This is a genomic window from Chitinophaga sp. SYP-B3965 (genome assembly GCF_009647655.1).
Taxonomy (GTDB): Bacteria; Bacteroidota; Bacteroidia; order Chitinophagales; family Chitinophagaceae; genus Chitinophaga.
In genome coordinates this window covers 107,359-131,459 of record NZ_WJFD01000007.1, presented here as the reverse complement: position 1 = coordinate 131,459, position 24,101 = coordinate 107,359, and the positions used below count along the sequence as shown (strand labels likewise).

Sequence of the window (24,101 nt, the reverse complement as noted above, 5' to 3'; positions counted from 1 at the left end):
TGTATACGTTCTAGTAACGTAACTCCTGCAAAGCTATTGTTTTGCAAGATTTAATTCATCATCCAGCTCATATAATTTATAACGTTTAATCATGGCCGTTACCCGGTTCACCCAAACATGCTCTGCGGTGGAATAACCGGAGGAGTTCAGTTTAGCGATCCAAACGTTATAATCTTCATTGCCTTTCATGCCGGGATACCATTTGCGCTTCAGGATCAGTTTCACAAAATGCCGATAAGAGGCGGTGTCTGTTTGATATTCTTTATACTTAGAACGATACGTTTCTCCTCTTTTTGCAAGGTTGTTCTTTCCTACGATCCCAAAATGGTTGCGCAGGAGTTTGGCATTTCTGCTGGTGCCCGCTCCGGACTCCAACATGGCAACGCCTAAAATTACACTGGCCGGAATACCGGTTTCTTTCATCAGGTTAACTGCCACGGGTTCATACAACTTCATGTACTTTTTGGGGGCCTTTTGTGCTACGGACACCAGGCTTGAAGCGAGGAGGCCGGATAGCATCATTTGTTTTAAAAGCATGCGTATTTTTTAAGTGGATCGATCGGCACAGGGATTTCATCATCTCGGGTGTAAAATTAAGTCATTTCGGATACATGGGTTGTTTTTGATATGTTAATCCGTCATAATTTAATAAACGATCTAATGAAAAAACGCTGTGATGATCGTTCATCACAGCGCGTAAGTATTTGATATCCTTCGCTTTATTTAAGCAAAGACAATTTCAGTTCATCGAGTTGCACCTGGTCTATTTCACTTGGCGCATCGAGCATTACATCTCTTCCGGAGTTGTTTTTCGGGAAGGCGATGAAGTCACGGATGGTTTCACTGCCACCTAAAAGAGAGCAAAAACGGTCGAATCCGAAGGCGATACCACCATGCGGAGGAGCACCATATTCAAAAGCACCGAGGAGGAAACCGAATTTGTGGTTGGCCTCTTCTTTGGTCATACCCAATGCGGCGAACATTTTTTCCTGCAAGTCTCTCTGGAAGATCCGGATAGAACCTCCGCCGATCTCTGTACCATTTAATACGATATCGTAAGCGTTGGCTTTGATCTTGGCGTATTGGCTGAGATCGTCCATCAGGTGAATGTGTTCTGGTTTTGGCGCTGTGAACGGATGGTGACGGGCAACCCAGCGGTTGTCTTCTTCTGCATATTCAAATAGCGGAAAATCTATCACCCACAGCGGTTTGTATACGTCTTTATCCCTGAAACCTAAGCGCTCACCCATTTCCAGGCGCAATTCGCTCATGGCTTTGCGGGTACGTTCTTCTTTACCAGCCAGGATGAGGATCAGGTCGCCGGGTTTGGCTTTGCACTGATCAGCAAACAGTTGTAAGGCCTGTTCGTTAAAGAATTTATCTACGGAACTTTTCAGGGTACCGTCTGCATTATATCTTATATAGATAAGGCCAGTCATGCCGATCTGCGGGCGTTTTACCCAATCAGTCAATTCATCCAGTTGTTTGCGGGTGTATTCACTGCAACCGCCGGCATTAATACCTACTACCAGTTCTGCTTCGTCAAATACTTTGAAACCATTACCACGAGCGGTTTCGCCGAGGTCTACCAGTTTCATTTCGAAACGGATATCCGGTTTATCGTTGCCGTAATATTTCATCGCATCTTCCCAGGTCATGCGGGGGAAGGGTTCGTTAAATGTGATCCCTTTGATTTCCTGGAAAACGTGTTTGGTCATTTCTTCGAAGTTCTTCAGGATGTCTTCCTGGTCTACGAAGCTCATTTCACAGTCGATCTGTGTGAATTCCGGCTGACGGTCTGCACGCAGGTCTTCATCCCGGAAGCATTTTACGATCTGGTAGTAACGGTCGTAACCGCTTACCATGAGCAATTGCTTGAAAGTTTGCGGGGATTGGGGCAGGGCGTAGAACTGGTTATCGTTCATACGACTTGGCACCACAAAATCCCTTGCACCTTCCGGCGTGGATTTAATGAGATAAGGAGTTTCTATATCCATGAAACCACGGCTATCCAGGAAGTTCCTTACGGAGCGGTTCACGCGGTAGCGGAGGGTGAGGTTTTGTTTTATGAGGTTCCTTCTGAGATCGAGGTAGCGGTATTTCATGCGCAGTTCGTCTCCTCCGTCTGTATCATCCTGAATGGTGAAGGGCGGGGTTTTGGAACTGTTGAGCACCTGAAAATCTGATACGGAGATCTCGATTTCGCCGGTGGGGATATTGTTATTTTTGCTGGAACGTTCTGTAACGGTGCCGCTTACCTGCAACACAAACTCACGGCCCAGGGGCTGGCTTTGCAGCTGCGGATTCAGTGCTTCGGGAAACAACAATTGCGTAATACCGTAACGGTCACGTAAGTCTACGAACGTAATACTTCCAAACTTGCGAACGGTTTGCACCCATCCAGCCAGCTTTACCGGCTGGCTTACATGTTCTATGCGCAATTCACCACATGTGTGCGATCTGTACATTATACTATTCTTTTAATAAAGGAGGTCAAAGATAAGATATGAAGACCTGAAAATCTACCGTAAAGCATTAAAATACCGTTTAATATCAATTTCAGGCTTTAGTGGCGTGGCTTCCAGCAGATGTTTTACGAATTGATCAGCCGTCCAGGGGGCCAGGGAGCAACCTTTGGAGCCCATGCCGTTGAAAATTCCTATTCCCGGCTGATGGGGATGCATGCCAACCAATGGTCTTCTGTCTGGTCCGGAGGGACGGATGGCGGCGATGTGGTCAATTATTTTGTGGGGGATGTTTTTTAGAGATTGTGCTATTGATTCTTTAGCTGATTCGGTAGGCAGGGCATCTGTATAATCCCAGGAAAAAGTGGCGCCGGCCCAGTAGAGATCCTCTCCCATGGGCACGATGGTGATGTTTCCTTTCTTTATAATGTTGTTAGTTTGAAGTTCCGGAGCGTGTATTATTAATGCTTCTCCTTTATTGGGGAGGAATTTGAGTTTTCTCCAATAAGGATTGGCGGGGCTTTGGGCACCTTCGCAGAAGATGACGGCTTTGGCTTTGATGTTTTGGTATTCGATATGGGTTGATGTGATCGTTATTTGGGTTGCATCGAAGCGCTCTTCTTTTACGTTGAGTTTTTTGCGCCATGCGGGCAGCAGGGCGTTTAGCTGGATGTTGGCTCCTTTTACGAATGCTGGTTCCAGCAACCAGGGGTTCGTTTTTAAGCTTTCGTTAAATGCGTCCTCCATTTGTTGGGAAGACCAGATATTATGGATGAGTCTTTCGTGGAAACACACAATGCCCAGGGCTTCCTCCATTTCATGGTAGGTTTTTTCCGCAAAGGGGAAAATGGTATCGTAGAGCCAGGCGGTTTCAAACTTCCTGCCGGAAACGGGATTGATGATGCCTGCGGCTACTTTAGAGGAACTATTGGATTGGGCATCATCATATACCAATACTTCCTGGCCTGCTTTCTTTAGAAACCAGCTGAGCATTGTGCCGGCAATGCCTTGTCCTATAATGATGTAATCGTAATTCACGTTTTGCAAAAGTAGTACATAAAAAATCCCCGTCACCAATGGTAACGGGGATCACTATTTTAAGGAGCACCTTATTTCTTCAGTACTTCTGCCATTTTCTTTCCAATATCCGCAGGGCTGTCTACTACGTGTATACCACATTCGCGCATGATCTTCATTTTTGCAGCAGCAGTATCATCAGCACCACCAACGATGGCACCAGCGTGGCCCATACGACGACCTGGAGGGGCAGTCTGACCAGCGATGAAACCAACAACTGGTTTGCGGGGATTTTCTTTGATCCACTGCGCAGCTTCTGCTTCCATGCTACCACCGATCTCACCGATCATGATGATGGCATCTGTTTCCGGATCGTTCATCAGCAGTTCTACCGCTTCTTTGGTAGGTGTACCAATGATGGGGTCTCCACCGATACCGATAGCAGTAGAAACACCGAGACCGGCTTTCACTACCTGATCAGCAGCTTCATAAGTGAGGGTACCGGATTTGGATACGATACCGATACGGCCTTTTTTGAAGATAAAACCGGGCATGATACCCACTTTTGCCTGGTCAGCGGAAATAACGCCCGGGCAGTTTGGTCCGATCAGGCGGGTTTTATGGTTTACGAGGTAATTTTTAGCTTTTACCATGTCCTGTACGGGAATGCCTTCGCTGATACAAACTACCAGTGCAACACCTGCATCGGCAGCTTCCATGATAGCATCCGCAGCAAATGCCGGGGGTACGAAAATGATAGATACGTTTGCTCCGGTTTCTTTTACGGCATCCGCCACTGTATTGAATACCGGACGGTCCAGATGGGATTTACCCCCTTTACCGGGCGTTACGCCACCTACAACATTGGTACCGTACTCAATCATTTGAGTGGCATGGAAAGTACCTTCAGTACCGGTAAATCCCTGCACAATCACTTTACTATCCTTATTAACTAAAACACTCATCGCGCTTGATTTATTTAATTGTTTTATTGATCCTTTGATTTAAGGTGGGGCAAAAATAACGGATAAAGGTTAAAAACAAAAGGATTAAGTCTTAGAGGGACTGTCTCCATCCTTTTTAGCCCGCCAACCCTTGTCCCTGAACATTTCCATTTTACGCATCTCCTTGATATCCTGGAAGAATTCGGAGGCAAAGATGAAATCGTTCAGTTTCTGGTCGTCCGCGAAGATAATATCTTCATTGCTGCCTTCCCACTGTTTAAGGCCTTCGTGCATATATATAATATGGTCACCACTTTCCATTACGGTGTTCATATCATGGGTATTCACCACGGTGGTGATATTATATTCCACGGTGAGTTCCTTGATGAGCTTGTCTATTACGAGGGAAGTTTGCGGATCGAGACCGGAGTTTGGCTCATCCACAAAGAGGTATTTAGGGTTTAGTACGATAGCGCGTGCAATACCAACCCGTTTTTTCATCCCGCCACTGATCTCGGCGGGGAATTTTTTATTGGCATCTTTCAGGTTTACCCGGTCCAGGCATTCCTGTACCCTTTTCATCCTGGTTTTATATTTTTCTTTGGAGAACATGTCCAGCGGGAACATTACATTTTGTTCCACGGTCATACTGTCAAAGAGGGCAGAGCCCTGGAACAGCATGCCTATTTCCTGGCGGATGGGTTTCTTTTCTTTATCGTCCATGGCGGTGAAATCCTGGCCGTCGTACTTGATCTTTCCACTGTCCACTTCGATGAGGCCCACCATACATTTCATCAATACTGTTTTTCCGCTGCCGCTGGCACCAATGATCAGGTTGGTTTTTCCCGGTTCCATATTAACGGAAACGTCCTGAAGGATTGTTTTATCTCCGAAGCTTTTGCGAATATTGATCACTTCTATCATATCTCTTCTTCTCAGTTTGAATTAAAGGAGGATGGCTGCCAGGATGTAATCGGCAAACAGGATCAGGATACAGCTCACTACTACAGAGGTAGTACTGGCGCGGCCTATTTCCAATGCACCGCCGGTAACATTATATCCATAATAAGCCGGGATGCTGGAAATAATGAAAGCATAGGTGTAAGATTTACTCAGGGCAAAGAACACATTGTATCCATCAAACGAGGCACGGAGGCCCTGCATAAATTCTTCATGAGAGATAATGCCACTCAATTGACCAGCTTGCATACCACCCCAGATACCCAGGAAAGCTGCAATGATCACCAGCGCGGGGATAGTGATCAGCGATGCCAGGATCTTGGGAGCAATCAGGTATGCTTTTGTATTGATGCCCATGATCTCCTGTGCATCTATCTGTTCGGAGATACGCATATTTCCCAGCTCAGATGCGATCTTGGAACCTACCACCCCTCCCAGTACGATACAAACCATGGTGGGCGCCAGTTCTATGATCATGGTATCCCTTACGATCTGTGCGATAGTGGATTTAGGAATGAGGCCACTGGTGAGCTGATAAGCCGTTTGCACGGTGGTTACCGCACCCAGGAAGAGAGAGATAATGAATACTATCCCTACCGACCCTACGCCGATCTCTACACATTGATGCATCAATTCTTTCCAGTACATCCGCATGTTCTCCGGGCGGGAGAACATCCCTTTGAGCATCAGCAGGAACCTGCCAAAATGGTAAAACAATTTAAACTCCATAACTTTTCAAAGATAACGGATTTAACATACTTATCGCAGGCTATCTACCAGCAAACGTTTCAGGCTTCTTTCAATGATCTCCCCCATGGTTTTGCTTTTGGCAAATACGGGATCATGATAATGTTGTGCCAGTTCTTCTCCCAGCCGGGTTATCTTTTCAGGGAACGAAACCCTGTCTGTCATGATCACATCCCGGAGGTCTTTGATCCTGTGCCGTTGTACTTTTATACGGCGGGCAATGAGGGAACGTTCCTCCTGCTGGTATTGTTTCACCACTTCTGCGTTGAGGTGTTTCATGGCCAGTTCCACAAATACCCTGTTCTCTTTGAAGAACTGTGGCATATAGAGGGTTTTCTTTCCTTCATAGAATTGCTGGTCGAAGTCGATAGCGCGGATCCGGAATTGCACATCATCAAAATCGGGGGTGATGTCGAAGATGAAATTATAGGAACGCATATCTCCCAGTAACCTCACGAAGCAGCGTTCATTGAACTTCACGAATTCTTTGGCGATCCTTTTGGGATTGAATTCCGGGCGGTTCATGTAATCTATGGCAAACTGATCTCCGGGTACACCGGCAATGTGCTCTTCTACCAAAGTATTACCATCTACGAGGAAGTTCATCCAGAAAGGGGACAAAATATGTTCCAGTTCCAGTCCGTAAAGGCGGGAGGCATCGGCGATCTTAATATAGAAATAGTCGTATACCTCGTTGAAGTTATTGACGATCTTGATGCGGAAGGGGTGGGAATTGCCGAAGGTGCAATAGTCGATCCGTTCTATGTGGAGGTGTTCTTCCGCGGCCTGGTTTCCTCCTGCTTTGAGGATGGAGTAAATGCGTTTGAGCCCTGCATGGATGGAAGGGGTCATGCTCTGCGGGTAGAACACGGATTCCCAGAGGGTGTCCTTGCCTAACTTATCATATACAGGAATGCCGCTATCATAATATTTCAGCTCCTCGTAAGAGATGGGCAAAGGCACTTCCCTTTCATAGAGCCGCAGGTAATTCCTGAAGGCCGGGTTGAGCGGGAAGAATATTTTTTTGCGGGAGATGGATTGCATGATTCTAAACGCCTATTTTATTGAGTACATATGTTTCCACCCATGTAGGAATTTCGTCATTATGGATAAAGACCTTCTCATTATCTTCTATTTCTAATATCAGCTGGTATCCAGTTTCACTGGATACCAGCTGATATATAACAACGGTGGCAATATGGTATCATATCACTTAATAACTCAAGTGACTTTGTATATCTTTCAATAATTTTTTGAGTGTCTACATTATGGCCACCTTTTTCAACTCTTTCCTCTACCCTCTTTGCGCTGATCTCAGCAGAATCAGTTGCAATAAAATAGAGGTAATTTTTAAAGCCGGCATTATGCGCCTTAATAAAGGTATCCAGCTTTGAGGAATGAGACATTACGGTTTCAAAGGAAAAGGTTTCTCCTTTGATTATAAGCAGGTTACGTAAATAGTCCGCTATAAGTGCCGCTTCATATGAATTAGTGTCTTCTCCTACTCTGATAACATTATTGGAAAGTGAAAGATCCATTCGAAAACCTTCCTGTTTTGCCTTGGCAAATAGTGTAGAGGATTCCAGGTATGCATTAAATGCCTCTGATGTGGATTCCAGGCCGTAATCTCCCAGGTTAACAAACTTTTTCTCTCTGGCGGACTTTTCAATGTCGTCAGCATTAATATAAACACCGGTCCTTATTATTTGCTGAACCTCTTTTATAAGTGTGCTCTTACCAGATCCGTTAGGACCGGCAAATACACGCATTCTTTTAGCGGGTTGCTTTTTTGACATGCAGTATCATTCCTTTCCTGAGTTTCCTTTCGCGTATTGGGCCAGTGGCCCCTTCTATGGGTTTAATCCTTTCGATATGGCCATCCGGCATTCTCCTGACTACCCAGCCATCTTTCGTAAAGGTAACCGGAATACCTAATGCCCTGTTTTCATTCACAGCATTAGTTGCAGCCCTCCTACCGGCTTCCCCGATAAGGGCTTCGAATGCTTCAGATCCTTCCATTACTGACCATTCATCAGTATGATGGGGGGCATTGGCGGTTTTAAGCCTACGTAAATAACGTACTCGCTTCTTCATGTAACTAATTTACGAATATTTTACGGTATAGGCCTAAATGGCAGGGGGGATATACTGCTATATCCCCCCTTTCGTTCTTATTTTCTTTTCTTTCCGTTCTTTACTTCTTCTGCGTTGCGGCATTTCGTTTGTGCATCCACTACAGCGATCAGTACCACGTTCACGATCTGCCTTACAGTGGAACCCAATTGCAGGATGTGCACGGGTTTCTTCATCCCCAGCAGGATAGGGCCGATGGAATCGAAGCCGGCTACTTCCTGGAGCAGGTTGTAGGCTACGTTACCTGCGGCCAGGTTGGGGAAGATGAGTGTATTTACGTCCTGGTCTATCAGTTCGGAGAAAGGATAGTTATCTTTTAAGATCTCTTTGTTGAATGCCATAGCAGCCTGGATCTCACCATCCACTGTTAAGGTGGGGTCTTTCTTTTTCACGATGTCGCGGGCCTGGCTCATTAACTGGGCTTCCGGTGTGGCACTGGAGCCAAAGTTAGAGTAGGAAACCATGGCTATCCTTGGCGTGATATTGAACAGGCGTAATTCTTTGGCCACCAGTAAAGTGATATCTGCCAGCTCTTCCGCAGTGGGATTGAGGTTTACGGTTGTATCCGCGAGGAACAGGGGGCCGCGTTTTGTGTTGATGATATACATGCCGGCTACACGTTTTGCTCCTTCTTCCATACCAATCACCTGTAATGCAGGTTTGATGGTATCCGGGTATTTACGGGTGAGGCCGGAAATGAGCGCATCGGCTTCTCCTGTTTCCACCATCATACAACCGAAATAGTTACGTTCCCGCATGATCTTCTTGGCTTCGTAAAGATTAAAGCCTTTACGCTTGCGCTTTTCGAAGAACAGTTCTCCAAAGTGGTGGCGCTTATCGGCCATTTCATCACTCTTTGGATCAATGATCACTACATCATCTATTTCAATGCCGCTTTCGTCCATCAGGCTGCGGATCTTCTTTTCACTTCCGAGCAGAATGGGGATGGCGATACCTTCATCATTTACTACCTGTGCAGCTTTGAGGATCTTGATATTGTCTGCCTCCGCAAATACCACACGGCGTGGATCTTTACGGGCTTTGGAACCAATCACCCTGAACAGCTGATTATCTAAACCGAGGCGGTTGTTCAGTACTTCTTTGTAAGCATCCCAATCTGTGATGGGGGCATGTGCCACACCGCTATCCATGGCTGCTTTTGCTACTGCGGGGGCTACCGTACTGAGCAAACGCGGATCCAAAGGTTTGGGAATAATATAATTGGGACCGAAAACGAGGTTACGTTCATTGTAAGCGAGGTTCACGATATCGGGCACGGGAGATTTGGCGAGATCAGCCAGTGCATGCACTGCGGCCAGTTTCATTTCCTCATTGATCTTGGTGGCCCGTACATCCAGTGCACCACGGAAAATGTAGGGGAAACCCAATACATTGTTCACCTGGTTGGGATAATCTGAACGGCCGGTGGCCATGATCACATCTTTGCGGGCTTCTATGGCAGTATCGTATGAGATCTCGGGGTCCGGATTGGCCATGGCAAACACTACAGGGTTTTTGGCCATGCTTTTCACCATATCAGCTGTTACCACATTACCCACGGATAAACCAACAAATACATCGGCGCCTTTCAGGGCTTCTGTGAGATTGGTGGCTTTGGAGCTGGTGGCGAATACGAGCTTCATGTCGTCCAGATCTGTGCGTTGTTTATTCAGTACACCATCTTTATCAAACATGATAAAGTTCTCTGGTTTTGCACCGAGGGAAACATATAAACGTACACAGGCCATGGCAGCAGCGCCGGCGCCATTGATCACGAATTTTACTTTCTCTATTTTCTTCTTCACCAGTTCCAGTGCATTCAATAAAGCGGCGCTGGAAATGATAGCGGTACCATGCTGGTCATCGTGCATCACGGGGATCTTCAGTTCCTGACGCAGCCTTTCTTCGATGGCAAAACATTCGGGGCTTTTAATATCCTCGAGGTTGATACCCCCGAAAGTGGGTTCCATTGCTTTTACCACCCGCACAAATTCATCCACATCTGTTGTATTCAATTCAATATCAAACACATCGATGTCTGCAAAGATCTTGAAGAGTACGCCTTTCCCTTCCATGACGGGTTTTCCTGCTTCCGGGCCAATATTGCCCAGGCCCAGAACAGCTGTACCATTACTGATCACCGCTACGAGGTTACCTTTCGCGGTATATTTATATACATTTTCCACATCGCGGGCAATTTCCTTACATGGCTCCGCCACACCGGGCGAGTAGGCCAGGGAAAGGTCCCACTGGGTTTTTGTGTCTTTCGTTGGGACTACTTCTATCTTACCAGGACGGCCCATGGCATGATAATCCAGGGCATCCTGCTTATTGAGTTTTCTAGCCATTTAAGATTGTTATTGGGGCTGCAATATACGAACTATAAGAGGAACGGTATCTATTACGTTCGTGTAGGTTCGCAATAATTATTTACTTTTACGGCGTTAAACATTCGCAAATATCATGATACAACGCATCCAGAGCCTCTTTTTATTGCTGGCAGCTATTTCCGGCGCCGGTATGGGTTATTTTAACCTGTGGAAAGCTAAATTGATGAAGGGCGTAACAGCCAGTGAGGTTTATTTCAATGCGCTTTCCAGTTATCTGATATTTATTATCGTGATGGTGAGCGTTCTGCTCTCCCTGATCACGATCTTCCTCTATAAGAACAGGAAACTGCAATTCCGGCTGACAGTGTTCAATATCCTGCTGGCAATAGGGGCTATTATTTTGCAGTATGTAAAAGTGGGGCAAACAGCTGATAAGCTGATGGCTGATGGGGCTACTATTATTTCTGCATCTTACCTGCCGGCGGCATTTTTACCGGTGGTTACGCTGGTAGCGCTGTACCTGGCTGCAAGGGGAATTTATAAGGATGAAAAGCTGATCAAATCTCTCGACAGATTGAGATAATTATATTCTTTTATTGTAAAAAAAAGCGGGCGCTCATGCCCGCTTTTTTTATTATTCGTCGTTTGTATTTCTTCTTGCGGAGTCTTTGGGTTCTGCTTTTAGTTCTTTTGGTTTCATTCGTAATTGCTGATCTTTCACGTGTGGGAAGGAGGCTCTTGTTCCTCTTATCAGCGGGCGGTAGAAGTCGTAGGGCACTTCGTATGATTCTTCTTTGCCTTCAGGGCTTTTGCGGGTGTACTGCATAATTGTTTTTACGTAAACAGCTGGTTCAATAGTACCGGCTCCATCATCGTACAATACCACATCTCTTTGCACTACCCGGATCTTCCTTGCCTCTTTTGCTTCACTTATGATGACTTCTTCAATTTGCTGATGCATGTCGTCTGCTTTTACGACTTGTTCCTGCAGTACATCCTTGGGTTCAAATTTACCCCAGTCTGCGATGAGGGTGGTTAGCTCCGCTTTTTTTCCGTATGTGAAGATCAAACGTGTGGCGCCTTCTACCGGAATACCATCCAGTATCCTGTTGTAACGTACTGTTACCATCTTCTTGTAGATCTGTGGTTTTTCCTGGTCTTTTTTAACAGACATTTCCAGGCCGCTTACGATAGGTTTTGATAATTCCTTTTCATTGAGATCCAGCTTCAGTGTGGCCAGGCTGCGTTTGGTGAGTTCGATTGCTTCTTTGTCTGAAGGCAGTCCTTCTGTTGCTGCGTCTGCGCTATATTCTTTCAGGCCGCTGTTGAACACGATACGTCCTGTTACCTTATTCATTTCAAAAACACCGGAAGGATCATCTGCTCTGCGGAAGCTGATGTATTTTGATTCATCGTCTTTTGCGGTATCTGCTTCAAAGTAGAGTTTTGTACCCAGGGCCGCCAGTGTTTCATTCAGGCGTGCTTTTGCTACATCCGGTGTGGTGCTGTTCTTGCCTGCCAGTGCATATGTTTTAAAGGATTGTTTTTCGTAATCCAGCGGGCGCAGGTCTTTGCTGTATTCTATCCTGCTATCTCCTGCTGCTTCCTCTTTCGGTTTCTGCCTTGGCTGGCAGGATGCGATGGCGAGTGATAATAGTAATATCGTTATTTGTGGTTTCATTTTTTTGTTTTGACAGGGTTAAGATTATTTATTCAGGCAACCGCCGGTTTGGTACCAGATCCGCAACCAGGTATGATCTGCGGGAGGGTCTGGAGCAAAGTTATAATAAGTATCTCCTTCGCAGGGAGGATACATTACAGCAGAACCGTGTTCATCACTTCTGGCTTCTGCATTGATGGCATCAAACCAGCTTTGCCAAACGCCGTATCCTCTGCGTACACGGTCACCGAAATAATCTGTTACATCCTGGTCTGTTGACTGGTAAGAATCTGTGCCAAATCCTATTACCTGGTGTACGCCATCCATGGCTCCACCAGCTTGCGTCCAGCGGCTCCACCAATCACCATCTGCGCGATCGCAGGGACGGGGAACTACTTCACAGCTTTCGAAAGCAATAAATTCCATGTCTACATTGCCCCAGCCTTTATTGGAGTTGTTGCCGCAACTGCTGAAATAGGCCGTGGAGCCATCTTCGCAGCCAACCAGCCATTGATTGCCGTGGCCGGCAAATACAACGATATCCATGTTGTCTACAAATGAATTGTTGCTGGTGCTGTAACACCAATTCCTGTCCCAGTAATAATCATCGTAGGAGAAATGTTTCAGGAAATTATATACAACGGTGGGGTGGCCCTGGCCTTGCTGGCCAACGTAACCGCCTTCTTCATCACCGGCTCTTGTAGAAATAATGCAGAACATAACGGCCAATAGCAATGCCGTCCTTTGCAGGAGTTTCTTTTTCATATTTTGGGGGTTTGAGGTCTGATGTGAAATTAGGCCTTTGCGAAGGTTGGGGCTAGCGTATTAATACCTGAATCTTTTCTCTTCTCTCTGCTACAGACAGATCCTCTTTAATGGCCAGTATAGGGCAGGTGAGTTTTTTCATCCAGGCTTCATGAACAGCGAGACTTCTCCTGGGGGTGTCTGTATCATAGCTGGCGGCCCAGTCCATGAATTCTTCGTGGAGTTTTTTTCTTTCGGGGTCTGTGTGAATGCTATCACCGTATCTTTCTAATTCTCTCTTTTTTAACCGTTCTAATCTGATAGCAGGTGGGAGATAGAGAAAAACAGCGAAATCGAAAATGCTTGTCCATTCATCTCCCCAGCTAACCAGTGAACCACCTACGATAAAACTTTCTTGTTTGGCGAGGTCTGCTTTTAGCATTTTATTTCTGATGGCGGGGTCTCGTTTTTCCGTGAATTGTACTTCCCAGAAGTAGTGGTCCGTATCAAAGTAGGGGATGTTCAGTACAGCAGAGAGGTCTTTGCCTTGTGTGGTGGAGCCTGCACCTGAAGCGCCGAAGATGAGTATTTTCATTTTATGTCTGTTGCATTTCTATCGAGGTGTTTTATCTTCCAGAGGTAGGCGGTTATTTTTTCATCCAGTGCCTGCGGGTAGGTGTATTGCAGTTTTTCTGCTATGGCTATGCCCATTTCCCTCGTGAGGTCTGCATATGCAAACAGTGCTTTCCAATTCTCCTCTATATCTGCTCCGGCAAAGGTAGCTTCTATTCTTTTCCAGAGTGCAGGGTCCAGGTATTGTTTGAACAGCCGGCCGGATTTATTGGTGTTGATCTTCCAATCATGCTGCATGCCAATGTACCATTCAATGATCTTTTGGAAATCTTCGAAGCGCATGATGCTGTCTCCTACCTGCTTGGCATAGAATAGCTGATCCCGCCAGAGGCTTTTGGCAATGTAGGGCATGCAGAACCAGGCATCGTTTATGATGAAAAGGAATTCTTCTTCTGTTGGTTTTGCTATTGTGACAGTTTTGCCGGTGAACGGTTTCATTCCTATAGTGAGACCATCCTTATCCAGCAATATTTTATATCCTACATCCCAATCTTCCTGTAACTCCTGTTTATTCACCTGTTCTGTGAATTTATCTATAGCGTAGAGTTTGAAATCGATCTTAATATAATCTTCATAGTAGACCATGCGCATGGCGTTTTCACCATCGAAGGCGTCTTCGTTTTCTACAACTACGCTGATAATGTTGCCGAAGGTTTTCAACCAGCTGTCGTCTGTGAGGAATTGGGGCAGATCGTTTATGACGAATTCTATGTCGTAGTCTGATAGAAGATCTGCTTTCCCATTTGCGCGGGAGCTGGTAAGGAGCATTGCCCGGATGGCTTCGTTGTTTTGTGCCCAGGTGGTTACTTCGTGCAGGATTTCCGTTTCTTGCCTCATGGGGCTAAGTTATTAATTTTCATCTGTTCTTCATCACCCATACTTCCACTCCGTTTCCTGGTGCTGTGTTTAATTTCAGTTGATAACCGATCTGGGTGGCGCGGTCCTGCATATTTCTGAGGCCGTATCCGGTATCGGACCTGTCGTTCAGATCGAAACCTTTTCCGTTATCGCGGATCTGCAGGGTGAGTTTGTTATTCACTTCCATGAACCTTATTTCCAGCATGGTGCAGTCTGCGTATTTGATGGCATTGTTTACTGCTTCTTTTGCTATCAGCAATAGGTTGCGTTTTTCTTTTTTGGATAAGATGCGTCCTCCTATTGCTTCATTTGTGCTGCAGTGTAATGCAATCTGATGGGCAATTGTAACAGGTGAGGTCATCTTTTTGATCCGTTCCAGCAGACCGGCAACAGAATCATCCTTTTCATCTAATACCCACAGCAGGTCGCGGAGACCGGTGATGGCCTGAGAAACAGATTCTTCCATCTGCTGCAGTAAGTTTACCTGATCTCCGCTTTTGGCTAAATGGGCATAGATCTTAACGGTATTCAGGGTGCTGCCAATATCATCATGCAGATCACTTGCTATGTCTTTTCTTATTTGCTGTTGCTGGCGAAGCTGGAAGATGCGGTATTGGAAGAAGCCTAATAAAATCCCTCCGGCTATGAGTAATATACTGATCTTAAATAAGAGGGTCTGGTACCATTTGGGAAGATAGATCAGTTTTAGTGGCACTGATAATGAACTCATCGCGCCGTCTTCATTCATCGCTTTTACAAATAATGAATAAGTGCCTGGCGCCAGTCCGATGAGATTGATGTTATTCTGATGGCCTATATCTATCCAGTCTTTCTGCAGTTCATCGATCTTATAGGCAAAGCTAATTTTATCGGGGTTAGAAAAATGAAGTGCGGAAAAGAATATGGAAGTTTGCAATACATCTGATGGGATCTTTAAAGATTGCATTTGCAGATGTGTAGTGTCCTTTGTGCTGCCTGGTGTATGGATCTGAATGCCGGAGATCCTTATTTGAGGAGGGATTGTATCGTTTGTGAAACCGGCCGGATTGATCCGCGTAAAGCCATTAATGCCTCCTGCATAAATGAAATTACCTGTTTGAAAACCGCTGGATTGCTCAAATGCATTGGAATGGAGACCGTCCGACTGCGCATAATTCCTGAAACGAAGAGATGGTATGTCTAAGGTAGACAAGCCATTATTAGAGGTGACCAGGATCATGTTATCTTTATATGCAAATACTTTATTCACACCGTTATTGCACAGGCCTTCTTTCTCAGAGAATATACGGAGGCCTGTAAAATCCTTGTTTACCCTTACCAGCCCTGCACCGTAAATGGCCAGCCAGTAATGGTGGGATGTTTCGCACATATCCATCAGCACGCCTTTATCTGGTATATGATAGACCTTATTCTCTCCGGTAACGGGATTAAACCTGAATATAGTGCTGGTGGATATAACGAACAGGTTCTTTTGTTTATCCATGAAAAGGCTGGTGACTGTTTCATCATCCAATAAGAGGTTCTTCTGCCTGCGGCTAAAGGAACGTATTTGTCCTGACTTGCAATTCCAGACATATAATCCGTTATTAAAAAGGCTACTCAACACAACCAGGGAATCCGAATAGCTGCACAAGGTATTCATCTGTATATGCTGAAGGGGTTTCAGGGCAGGATAAACAGTAGAAGCAGGTACCAGGCCTTCCTGATTGCGGATGAATATTCCCTGGTTATTGGAAATAAGGATCTGATTGTCTGGTAGTGCGCCAATCAGGTAGTAGGCACTGTTTGAATCGATCCGTTGGATGGAACGCTCTGCAAGATTAACCTGGTAGAGACCATTGGAGGCACCACATAAGAGGGAATCCTTTCCTTCCATATAAAGGGCAAAAGCATGCTGGATCCTTGTTGGGCTGATGGAAGAACGATAGTATTTTTCAAAGGGGTTTATATGACAGGATACGTAAGACAATCCTTCTTCCGAACCGGCCCAGATGTTATTCCTCTTGTCATTAAACAATACATAGATGATGCTTCCCCAGGTATTCTCTGTATTGTTGACATCCTGAATGAGTGTATAACTTCCTTTGCCTTTTGTTAAACGGTATAAGCCTTGTTTATTTGTTATCCATAAATTCCCTGCTGCATCAGGCGTGCAGGCAAATACGGTTTCTTTATCTGTGATGCTATTCCCTATGGGGTTTTCAATTGTTGGCTGCAGGCCTTTAAAGTGCATTAGACGAAGCCCCCAGTTAGTGGCGAGATAAAGCGTATCTCCTTTTCCTGGTTCTCCATTCCAGAATTCCAGCGCAACAGGATCGTCATAGAAATTTAGCATGGATGCGGGCAGTGTGTTAACGGGTTTACCGCTTTTAGGATCGAGCACGATCAGGCCGTATCCATCACAGCAAATGACAACACGGTTGCCGCATGTGGTGATCCGTTTTACCCGCAAGGTGTCGGTGGGAATGCCTTTCCAGGCTAATTTATCGGGAGGGGAAAATTCCCCTGTTTGCAGATCAAGGGAACAAATACCTTCGTATAAACCTATCCATAAAGTGTTACCTGACAGCGCCAGGCAACGGATCCATTTTTTGGAGAGGAACACATTGGCTTGTTGCAGGGCACGATCCTGCAAAGTTGTTTGTGTAAGGGTATTGATGCAACTCAATCCACCTGAAAAGGCGGCCAGGTAGAGGCGATTATGTAGTGTATCTTCAACAAGGTCCGTTACATTATTGCCTTTGATGGCGAGAAGTGGCTGGGCTACTTTGTTGAAAACGCGGAATTTTCTGCCGTCGAAACAGTTCAGTCCGTCTTGTGTGGCTATCCAGAAAAAGCCAAATTTATCCTGCCGGATCTTCGTAATATTATAACTGCTAAGGCCGTCCTTTTGCGTATAATTATGGAAGGAATGAAATTGTTTTTGCTGCCCCCACAGTGAAGCGTATCCCAGGCAAAGGAAGAGCAATGTATTGAGGAAACAACGTAGCATTATTCAGCTTATAACCCCAAGTTATGGAAAAAATTCAAAACACAATTATTCATTTGGCTACTGTAAGCGTGGACTGGGCGTTTGCCAAAAACATGCTTGAAGAAATCGCATCACAGCTTATCACAGCAGACAACCGTGTTATCCTTTGCCTGGAGACCTCTCAAGAAATTCTCAGGCTATTAGGATTGCCTGCCCAGCCTCTTTCAGCAGGTGCTGATCCGAAAGAAGCCTTTACAATAGTTTATCAACTGATACCAGATGGCGGACAAAGTAAATGGGAACCTATTCCTTTTCCTCTCCCTGATTTTAATATGCGCTTTCACTGGCATTTAACCACTTTCTTCCGGGAATACATTATTGCGCATAATCCTGCTGAACGTTACTTTTTATTCTTATGGGGACATGGCTCATCCTATTCTTTATTTCCCAATATAGCGGCAGAGCGATCTGAGGCCGGTCCATCTACAGGCCATCTTGGTGCAGATCATCTAAGCCGTGCTATAATAGATGCTTCCACATTTTCATCGCCTTTCAAAATTTCAGTATTGTTGATGATAAATTGTTACATGCAGACCATTGAAACCGGATATGAATTATCTATCGCTCAGACAGATTACCTGGTTGCGCCTGAAAATATTGGGAGTTTTGAGGGATATGATTATAAGGAATTATTCAGAATATTATTCACCAATCCTGCTGTAACATCAGAGGATTTTGCAAGAACAGCTATTACAACACTCAGTAGTTATAATTCGCCCATTAGGGATATTGTCAATTCGCTTTCACGATCTGCATTCTCTGCTATTCATCTGCAGAATTATGGTGTTTTATTTCGGCTTATGGACGAACTTGCCGCCCAATTACTAATTATTCCAGCCACTGATATTGCAGGATTCCTTCGCATCAGGATCGCCGCCTCATTTGCCCCAGGAACAGTAGATCTGGGTAATTTCCTCTTTCTATTACAGAGAGAGTTCAAAGAACTGCATACAATTATCAACGAGATCTTTGTGCTTTTAAGTAGTAAAACGCTTGTTATAGAATGCTTCATTGGCAAGGAAGTTACCATTCCGGTACCATTTTCTTACCATGGGATCGCAGTTGGTTTTTTGAGTATCGCCATCGCCCGCTCATTGGGAGTTCCCCCCGTTTATGTCCGTCACATGCATAGAGCATCTCCCTTTGCGTCAACATTTACAAAAACAAATACCTGGGGGCAGTTTGCGGAAAAATATTTTCCAACTGCCTAAAAAAAAGCTCATCAAATGATGAGCTTTTTTTTAGTTACTGATGAACCGGATTCGCCGCAAAAGGCGCCGGTGTATTAGGGATCTTACCTCCACTATCATGCTCATATTCAACCTCCACGGATTCGTCACCCACCGCTTTCATATGGGTTTCAATACCCAGAGCGTTCGGAATGTGTTGCCGGGTAGTAAACTCATGGACACCCCTTGCATCGGGATCTGCCGTATTGGCCAATACCTTCTTTTTTGTCGGCATAGAAAATTTCATCTGGATCATTGCAGGCCCATTGGGGATAATAGTGCTTCTTACAATTTTAAGCGATAACAACCTGGCACCGAGGTTCATAAGCTCTTCGTCCAGAATAAATTCACAGTAGTGAGCAGGCAATGCTAATGGTGCTAGTGGTACTACTTGTTCTTGTTGTTCTTGATCGGACATTTGTGTAATTTTTAGGGATTAAAAAATGAAATTATTATTTGAGGTCTTTAATATTCACTAACTCTAATCTGATAGCTTCCAGAACCATTCCTACACGGCTTTGAACATTCAGTTTTCCGAATAGTGATTCTCTGTAACCATCTATCGTGCGTTCTGCGAGGTGCATCTTTGAAGCGATATCTTTATATGTTAGATCACTACAAGCCAGTTGGAGAAAGATTGCTTCATTTGGAGAGAGCTTTACCCGCTCTTTTTCTTTTATACGTGCCATGATACGGCGATAATTAAGGTTATAGGCATCCCCGTTATAATGTCCTTTTTCATGCACTTCCAGAATAGCCTTCTCCAGTTCTTCTGCGTCGATGCCTTTTACGAGGTAGGCGCAGCAACCATTCCGGATCATACTGATCACCGTGTCGTCATCTTCCTTTGTAGAAAAAGCGATGAGTTTGATGGCGGGGTATAACAGGCTCAATTCTTTCACCGTTTCTACGCCATTTAACCCCGGCATGATAACATCTACCAGCATGATGTCTGGTAAGGACGAGGGATCTTCTTTCAGCTGGATCAATAATTCTTTGCCGTTGAGGGCCATCCGGGTTACTTTACAATGCTCAAATCCATTGATAAGATCAACCAGAGATTTTAGCAGGATGCTGTGATCATCAACAATACCAATGGAGATATGCATATGGGGGCTACTTGAATTAAATACAATATAACATCTTATTCCCTAACCGCCTTGTTCGAAAAATCAAATATGGAAGAAAGATTGAACTTTGTTACGATGCCAAAGGTGAGCCTTTTGAAGGGTGACTGAATACTTCTTTCTGCCAATGGTTTTGCTTTTTCAGCATTGTTACTGACATCCGGAAGCTCTAAGTATAATCCACCCAGGAATTTACCTTTCAGGCCTGTGAAATAAAGGCCAACGCCTATATTGGTATAGTTTTTCAGGTAAGCTGTGTCCCGGCTGGCCAGGCTGCTGCGGGAATAGAGACTTGCGATCACGCGGGATGAGTCTGTTATTCTAAAATCTCCTACCAGGTCAATGTTCAACTCATTCGTTTCTACTTTCGCATATTTCCCTGTGTACGCGGTAAACTTTTTCTCACCGGTAAGCGACCCTGATCCTGAAGATGCGACCGTTTTCAGATTGAACTCCCTACTGCTCAGGCTGCTGAAATTATCACCGCTGAGGTAGCTGTAAGTCGCTCCCAGCCAGAAGTTCCTGACCTGCACGTTTACACCCAGGCCCAGGTTTCCTCCTTTGAATAAGACATCCTCAAAGGAATCTTCCAGCTCTGTAGTATTTAAGCCTTTATAGTAAGGAAAACTCCGGCCATTGATCCCACCGATAAGGAAAAAAGTATATCGTGTGGGATTAGGAGCATTTTTCAGGAATTCTTCCCAGGTATTATCTAACAAGCCCTCTGTATCTTCCAAAGCAGCATTAAAGGCTACTAAATACTCTTCCTGTAAGCTAGCGTACTTTTGCTTAAATGGCGTTAGGAATGGCGTCAGGTTGACATCTGGCAGGCTATAATTTTCCACTAAGAGATTAAGATCTTCTGGTTGCTGCTGCAAGGCAACCTGCTTTTTCAGATCATTCATTACTTTGTGGGCAGCCGTAGGATCTTTGATCTGTATCAAATAACTGGCTGCTGCACGGAGCGTCTTTGCTTTCAGGTCTTCAAAGAGTTCTCGTTGTAAGTTGTTTTCATATTTACTGGCTGCAAAAAATTCCGAGTTCCTGAAAGCGTTGTTCAATTTCTTATTATTGGAAACAGAAAACCCTATGAATCCCTGCATCTTAGCATCAGGTATAAATTTTCCGGCAGTGAACAGATTCGAGAGCCCTTCCACATTCTTTGTAGAAAGGTTTATTCCCAATACCCACGGCTTATCTTCTTTAAACACTCTTTCATAATTATTCAGTCCGAATGTGGCTTCTGTTTTCCCTATGTCAATTCCAATACCGAGGCCTTTCAATGGAAGTGGTATTGAACTTTTCCCAGCCGCGTCCTGGGTAAGGTATTGTCCGTAAGATACCCCAGTTACTAATAACGCCAGGAGGATTGTAAAGATCTTTTTCATGGTTTTATCAGTTTTACACGTTCATTAAATCCACCCAATCCATCATTCTTAAATGTGAGTGTTAGGGGAGAATCGGGGATATCTTTTCCCTTATACTTAAGTGTCAATGACCCGATCCCATCAGGATGATCTTTTCGTGCGAACACGACCACCCTGATCCTTGGGGAGGGATTAGGATCTAATACCGGTGCAAAAAATCTACTTTCACCTTTCAGATCCACATCGTGTTCTCCTACCAGGAAATTAAGGATCGTAACCCCCGTAGTGTTGAAAGCAAATTCGAAATTAGGGGGAGGGGCATCAAAAGGAGCATCGAACATTTGCATTCCTCCCCCTCTCATTACATTCGTTATGGGAGAAACGGTTTCATTGCGTATCACAACTTCAATGGTCACTTTGGCATTGTTCGTTGCAGGGGTTCTTTTTACAGGCGGTGCTTTTTTTACCGCTACTGCTTTTTTAGCTTTTGCCATATAGTTGGTTTTTAAAGTGTTCGTAAAAAACTGATAGAAGGTGTAAAGAAATATTCACCGCCTTTGAGATGTACATGTTGCCCAAGCAAACCTCCTTTCAAATCAATTGTTTGTCCTATCACTGCATCCACTCCTGTATTCCCCTTGAGAAACCCGGGATTATCCACCCAATTATTCTGCATAAAATCAAATTGTTCTATTATGCTCTGCTGGTAACACATGAACAGGAGCCCTTTCTTTTCACCTGTTGTATAAGGGATCCCTCTTCGCGTGATACGCCGGGTCTTTTCGTTTTCCAGGGGAACACCGAATTGCTGTGTATCTCCTCTTGGGTTGGATTTTCTGATATGTGCATGAAAGGGACAGCCTTTGCCCTGGGGATCTGCCGTGTAGTTAAAATCATTTTCGATTGAGGGACTTCCCTGCGGGGCATTATGATTCAGCACTGGCGTTCCATCTTTGAAGCGACCTACTGCCATGGCGCCCACCAGATCCTGACTCTGACCAGTATCCAATGAATGTTTCAACACAGCATCATTCCAGCCGCTTACATCCTGTTCCAATTTTCTAAAGACCAGGTAGCTTCCGTAACTGTGAGTACCGGTATCATCACTGGCAGGTGTATCATCCTGTTTAAATGCCTTTCCAAGCGGGTCTTTTGTAAGTACGAGGTCCAGGGAAGCAAAGGCATTCCAATTCACATCTGTACCTTCTTTTTTCATATCATCTTCAAAGTATCTTGGCTGGCTTCTTCCATCTGCATAACCGAAGTGTTCTATGTCAATGCTGTTTGCATCTTTCAATGCCTGACCAGTTTCTTCGGCCACCAGGATGGCGTTTTCACTCAGCATTGCTATTACATTCTCCCTCAGCAGCGATAATTGCTCAGGGAATCCATGTGCCAGGATAAACACAGCATGGATCTCTTTCTGATATTTTTCCTCCCAATTACTTTTAGGCGGATCTGCAGGGATAGTATCTTTACCAAGGCCCTCCCGGAAACTTTCATCTTCAGGAAGTATGGTGGACAGTAAAAAATCGTATCCCTTAGCTGTTAGTGAAAACGAACAAAAATCCTTTTCTATCTCCTGCCTGTGCATTTCAATGTCTTCCAGTTGCGTGGTCATAGAAACAACAAGTGGTGCAACTTTTGTGCGGATCCATTGCTTTACTGTTACCGGGGCACCTTTAAACTGAACAAACAATAAACATACATTGGGCCTGGCGTGCGACTTCAGGATATTCCCCTGCATGTCTTTGAATAGTTGCTGCAATGCGGGGTCAGCCGGGACTTTGGGAAGTGGGGTGGTGTTATTGATAATCATTGTATATAATTTTTATTTTGAAACAGGGGGTTTTAAACCGGCTCTGCGGATGTTTACGAGTTTCACAAGTAATGCGAACCAGAAAGGTGCTCCCATGGAAATTGCAGCTGCTCCTAAAAACAATCCTATTATGAGCAGGAACAAATTCCAGTTACCGATGTATGCAGGCTTACCGGTTTTTATTTCCTGCTCCAGCCATGGCCAATTCTTCCAGCCGAGCATCAGTTTACCTGTAGGCAGACTGTCTACCAGCCCCCTGGCCATTTGGTATTGTTTTGCGTTATAGTTTATGAGAAGAGAATCTTTAACAGCGTCCCGCTTTTGCACCAGCTTAGCAGAATCTGCCGGTGCACTACTGATCTTAGTGGCAAAATCGTCATCAACGGCTTTCATATCACTGTTGATCTTTTGCGTATAATATTGTGCTAAGTAATCAGGAGTATCTGCCATTTTATCTGCTGCCGCTACCAGCGTTGCTTTCAAAGCGGTATCATGGTGCACGATCTGTGTGATACGGATGAGATTAAAGTTAAACGCCAGTGCAATACCAATCGCCAAAATCCTTGTGATCCAGCGATACTCCTTTTTGTACCAGCCGCCGACCCTGTCCATATATTCGTCATACCATTTTTCTATCAGCGCTTTCATTGCTATTACATCTTCACCGGCAATGGCCTGCCAGGATGAGAATAGCTTTTGGAGTTCGGGATCGGCGGCTGTACCATTCTTGACCAGGTCTATCACTGTCATCGCGAAGTTTGCAGAAGGGATATAGGAGGGATCCTTTGTAGCGCCGTTCCTTTTTTCCAGTAACTCTATTTGCGGGTGCTTAAAAAATTCATTTGCAAATACGCTGCCAGATACCAGCAACTGGTTAATGGCCTTCTTTAACATCCTGCCACGAAACTGGAGATTAACTGCGATGAGTTCTTGTATTACATAGGCTACGATACTGAAAACTACAATGATCAGAATAACGGCGATACCCGTTTCGAGATAAGTATTCATAAGTAAAGATTTTGGGGTGAGGATGAATT

Annotated in this window: 23 protein-coding genes; 2 read left to right on the top strand and 21 right to left on the bottom strand. The window is 44.9% G+C overall.

The window, feature by feature from the left end; translation table 11 throughout:
* Positions 1 to 33: 33 nt before the first annotated feature.
* The 10 genes from GFS24_RS26820 to GFS24_RS26775 all read right to left on the bottom strand — a co-directional run bounded on the left by GFS24_RS26820 (position 34) and on the right by GFS24_RS26775 (position 10,614).
* Positions 34 to 537 carry a glucosaminidase domain-containing protein gene (locus GFS24_RS26820; protein WP_153665194.1) on the bottom strand — a complete coding sequence of 168 codons (504 nt, stop codon included), beginning with the start codon at positions 535 to 537 and terminating at the stop codon, positions 34 to 36.
* 182 nt (positions 538 to 719) lie between these two features.
* Positions 720 to 2,468, bottom strand: coding sequence for an aspartate--tRNA ligase (gene aspS / locus GFS24_RS26815; protein WP_153665192.1), 1,749 nt, complete (start codon positions 2,466 to 2,468; stop codon positions 720 to 722).
* Positions 2,469 to 2,522: 54 nt separating this feature from the next.
* On the bottom strand, positions 2,523 to 3,503 hold the full coding sequence (locus tag GFS24_RS26810) for an FAD-binding oxidoreductase (RefSeq protein ID WP_153665190.1): 981 nt from the start codon (positions 3,501 to 3,503) through the stop codon (positions 2,523 to 2,525).
* A 71-nt stretch (positions 3,504 to 3,574) separates the two neighbouring features.
* Positions 3,575 to 4,447 (bottom strand): succinate--CoA ligase subunit alpha, encoded by an 873-nt coding sequence (gene sucD / locus GFS24_RS26805; RefSeq protein ID WP_153665188.1) that lies wholly within the window; start codon positions 4,445 to 4,447, stop codon positions 3,575 to 3,577.
* A gap of 84 nt (positions 4,448 to 4,531) precedes the next feature.
* Complete coding sequence (locus GFS24_RS26800; RefSeq protein WP_153665186.1) at positions 4,532 to 5,350, bottom strand: ABC transporter ATP-binding protein; 819 nt, start codon at positions 5,348 to 5,350, stop codon at positions 4,532 to 4,534.
* Between the two features lie 21 nt (positions 5,351 to 5,371).
* Positions 5,372 to 6,115, bottom strand: a complete 744-nt coding sequence (locus GFS24_RS26795) for an ABC transporter permease (RefSeq protein ID WP_153665184.1) — start codon at positions 6,113 to 6,115, stop codon at positions 5,372 to 5,374.
* Between the two features lie 30 nt (positions 6,116 to 6,145).
* Positions 6,146 to 7,177: a hypothetical protein gene (locus tag GFS24_RS26790; RefSeq protein WP_153665182.1), complete on the bottom strand. Its 1,032-nt coding sequence runs from the start codon at positions 7,175 to 7,177 to the stop codon at positions 6,146 to 6,148.
* 116 nt (positions 7,178 to 7,293) lie between these two features.
* Complete coding sequence (locus tag GFS24_RS26785) at positions 7,294 to 7,929, bottom strand: toxin (protein WP_153665179.1); 636 nt, start codon at positions 7,927 to 7,929, stop codon at positions 7,294 to 7,296.
* A complete protein-coding gene (locus tag GFS24_RS26780) occupies positions 7,907 to 8,227 on the bottom strand; it encodes a hypothetical protein (protein WP_153665177.1) in 321 nt (106 codons plus the stop codon). Before GFS24_RS26780 ends, GFS24_RS26785 begins: the two co-directional genes overlap by 23 nt.
* Before the next feature lie 77 nt (positions 8,228 to 8,304).
* On the bottom strand, positions 8,305 to 10,614 hold the full coding sequence (locus GFS24_RS26775) for an NADP-dependent malic enzyme (RefSeq protein WP_153665175.1): 2,310 nt from the start codon (positions 10,612 to 10,614) through the stop codon (positions 8,305 to 8,307).
* A gap of 115 nt (positions 10,615 to 10,729) precedes the next feature.
* Here GFS24_RS26775 and GFS24_RS26770 point away from each other — a divergent pair, with 115 nt between their 5' ends.
* Positions 10,730 to 11,179, top strand: a complete 450-nt coding sequence (locus tag GFS24_RS26770) for a DUF4293 domain-containing protein (RefSeq protein WP_153665173.1) — start codon at positions 10,730 to 10,732, stop codon at positions 11,177 to 11,179.
* Positions 11,180 to 11,230: 51 nt separating this feature from the next.
* Here GFS24_RS26770 and GFS24_RS26765 read toward each other — a convergent pair whose 3' ends face one another.
* From GFS24_RS26765 to GFS24_RS26745, 5 genes are read right to left on the bottom strand one after another with little or no spacing between them, the layout of a single operon-like run.
* Positions 11,231 to 12,277 carry a hypothetical protein gene (locus GFS24_RS26765; RefSeq protein ID WP_153665171.1) on the bottom strand — a complete coding sequence of 349 codons (1,047 nt, stop codon included), beginning with the start codon at positions 12,275 to 12,277 and terminating at the stop codon, positions 11,231 to 11,233.
* Between the two features lie 24 nt (positions 12,278 to 12,301).
* Positions 12,302 to 13,021: a DUF6345 domain-containing protein gene (locus GFS24_RS26760; RefSeq protein WP_153665169.1), complete on the bottom strand. Its 720-nt coding sequence runs from the start codon at positions 13,019 to 13,021 to the stop codon at positions 12,302 to 12,304.
* A gap of 52 nt (positions 13,022 to 13,073) precedes the next feature.
* The gene (locus GFS24_RS26755) at positions 13,074 to 13,595 is read right to left on the bottom strand and encodes an adenylate kinase (RefSeq protein ID WP_153665167.1); all 522 of its coding nucleotides are present in this window, start codon (positions 13,593 to 13,595) and stop codon (positions 13,074 to 13,076) included.
* Positions 13,592 to 14,470, bottom strand: a complete 879-nt coding sequence (locus GFS24_RS26750) for an aminoglycoside 6-adenylyltransferase (RefSeq protein ID WP_153665165.1) — start codon at positions 14,468 to 14,470, stop codon at positions 13,592 to 13,594. Before GFS24_RS26750 ends, GFS24_RS26755 begins: the two co-directional genes overlap by 4 nt.
* A gap of 19 nt (positions 14,471 to 14,489) precedes the next feature.
* The gene (locus GFS24_RS26745; RefSeq protein ID WP_153665163.1) at positions 14,490 to 17,483 is read right to left on the bottom strand and encodes a triple tyrosine motif-containing protein; all 2,994 of its coding nucleotides are present in this window, start codon (positions 17,481 to 17,483) and stop codon (positions 14,490 to 14,492) included.
* Between the two features lie 23 nt (positions 17,484 to 17,506).
* On the opposite strand from GFS24_RS26745, the gene GFS24_RS26740 reads away from it, so the two are divergent.
* Positions 17,507 to 18,733: a clostripain-related cysteine peptidase gene (locus GFS24_RS26740; protein ID WP_153665161.1), complete on the top strand. Its 1,227-nt coding sequence runs from the start codon at positions 17,507 to 17,509 to the stop codon at positions 18,731 to 18,733.
* Between the two features lie 34 nt (positions 18,734 to 18,767).
* Here GFS24_RS26740 and GFS24_RS26735 read toward each other — a convergent pair whose 3' ends face one another.
* Genes GFS24_RS26735 through GFS24_RS26710 form a run of 6 tightly spaced genes read right to left on the bottom strand, consistent with a single transcriptional unit; the run spans position 18,768 to position 24,072 of the window.
* On the bottom strand, positions 18,768 to 19,169 hold the full coding sequence (locus GFS24_RS26735) for a hypothetical protein (RefSeq protein ID WP_153665159.1): 402 nt from the start codon (positions 19,167 to 19,169) through the stop codon (positions 18,768 to 18,770).
* A 34-nt stretch (positions 19,170 to 19,203) separates the two neighbouring features.
* Positions 19,204 to 19,860 (bottom strand): response regulator transcription factor, encoded by a 657-nt coding sequence (locus tag GFS24_RS26730; RefSeq protein WP_153665157.1) that lies wholly within the window; start codon positions 19,858 to 19,860, stop codon positions 19,204 to 19,206.
* 35 nt (positions 19,861 to 19,895) lie between these two features.
* Entirely contained in the window at positions 19,896 to 21,266 is a 1,371-nt protein-coding gene (locus GFS24_RS26725) for a hypothetical protein (protein ID WP_153665155.1), read from the bottom strand.
* The gene (locus tag GFS24_RS26720; protein WP_153665153.1) at positions 21,263 to 21,739 is read right to left on the bottom strand and encodes a hypothetical protein; all 477 of its coding nucleotides are present in this window, start codon (positions 21,737 to 21,739) and stop codon (positions 21,263 to 21,265) included. Before GFS24_RS26720 ends, GFS24_RS26725 begins: the two co-directional genes overlap by 4 nt.
* Positions 21,740 to 21,750: 11 nt before the next feature.
* A complete protein-coding gene (locus tag GFS24_RS26715) occupies positions 21,751 to 23,064 on the bottom strand; it encodes a Dyp-type peroxidase (RefSeq protein ID WP_153665151.1) in 1,314 nt (437 codons plus the stop codon).
* 12 nt (positions 23,065 to 23,076) lie between these two features.
* Positions 23,077 to 24,072, bottom strand: coding sequence for a hypothetical protein (locus tag GFS24_RS26710; protein WP_153665149.1), 996 nt, complete (start codon positions 24,070 to 24,072; stop codon positions 23,077 to 23,079).
* Positions 24,073 to 24,101 lie beyond the last annotated feature (29 nt).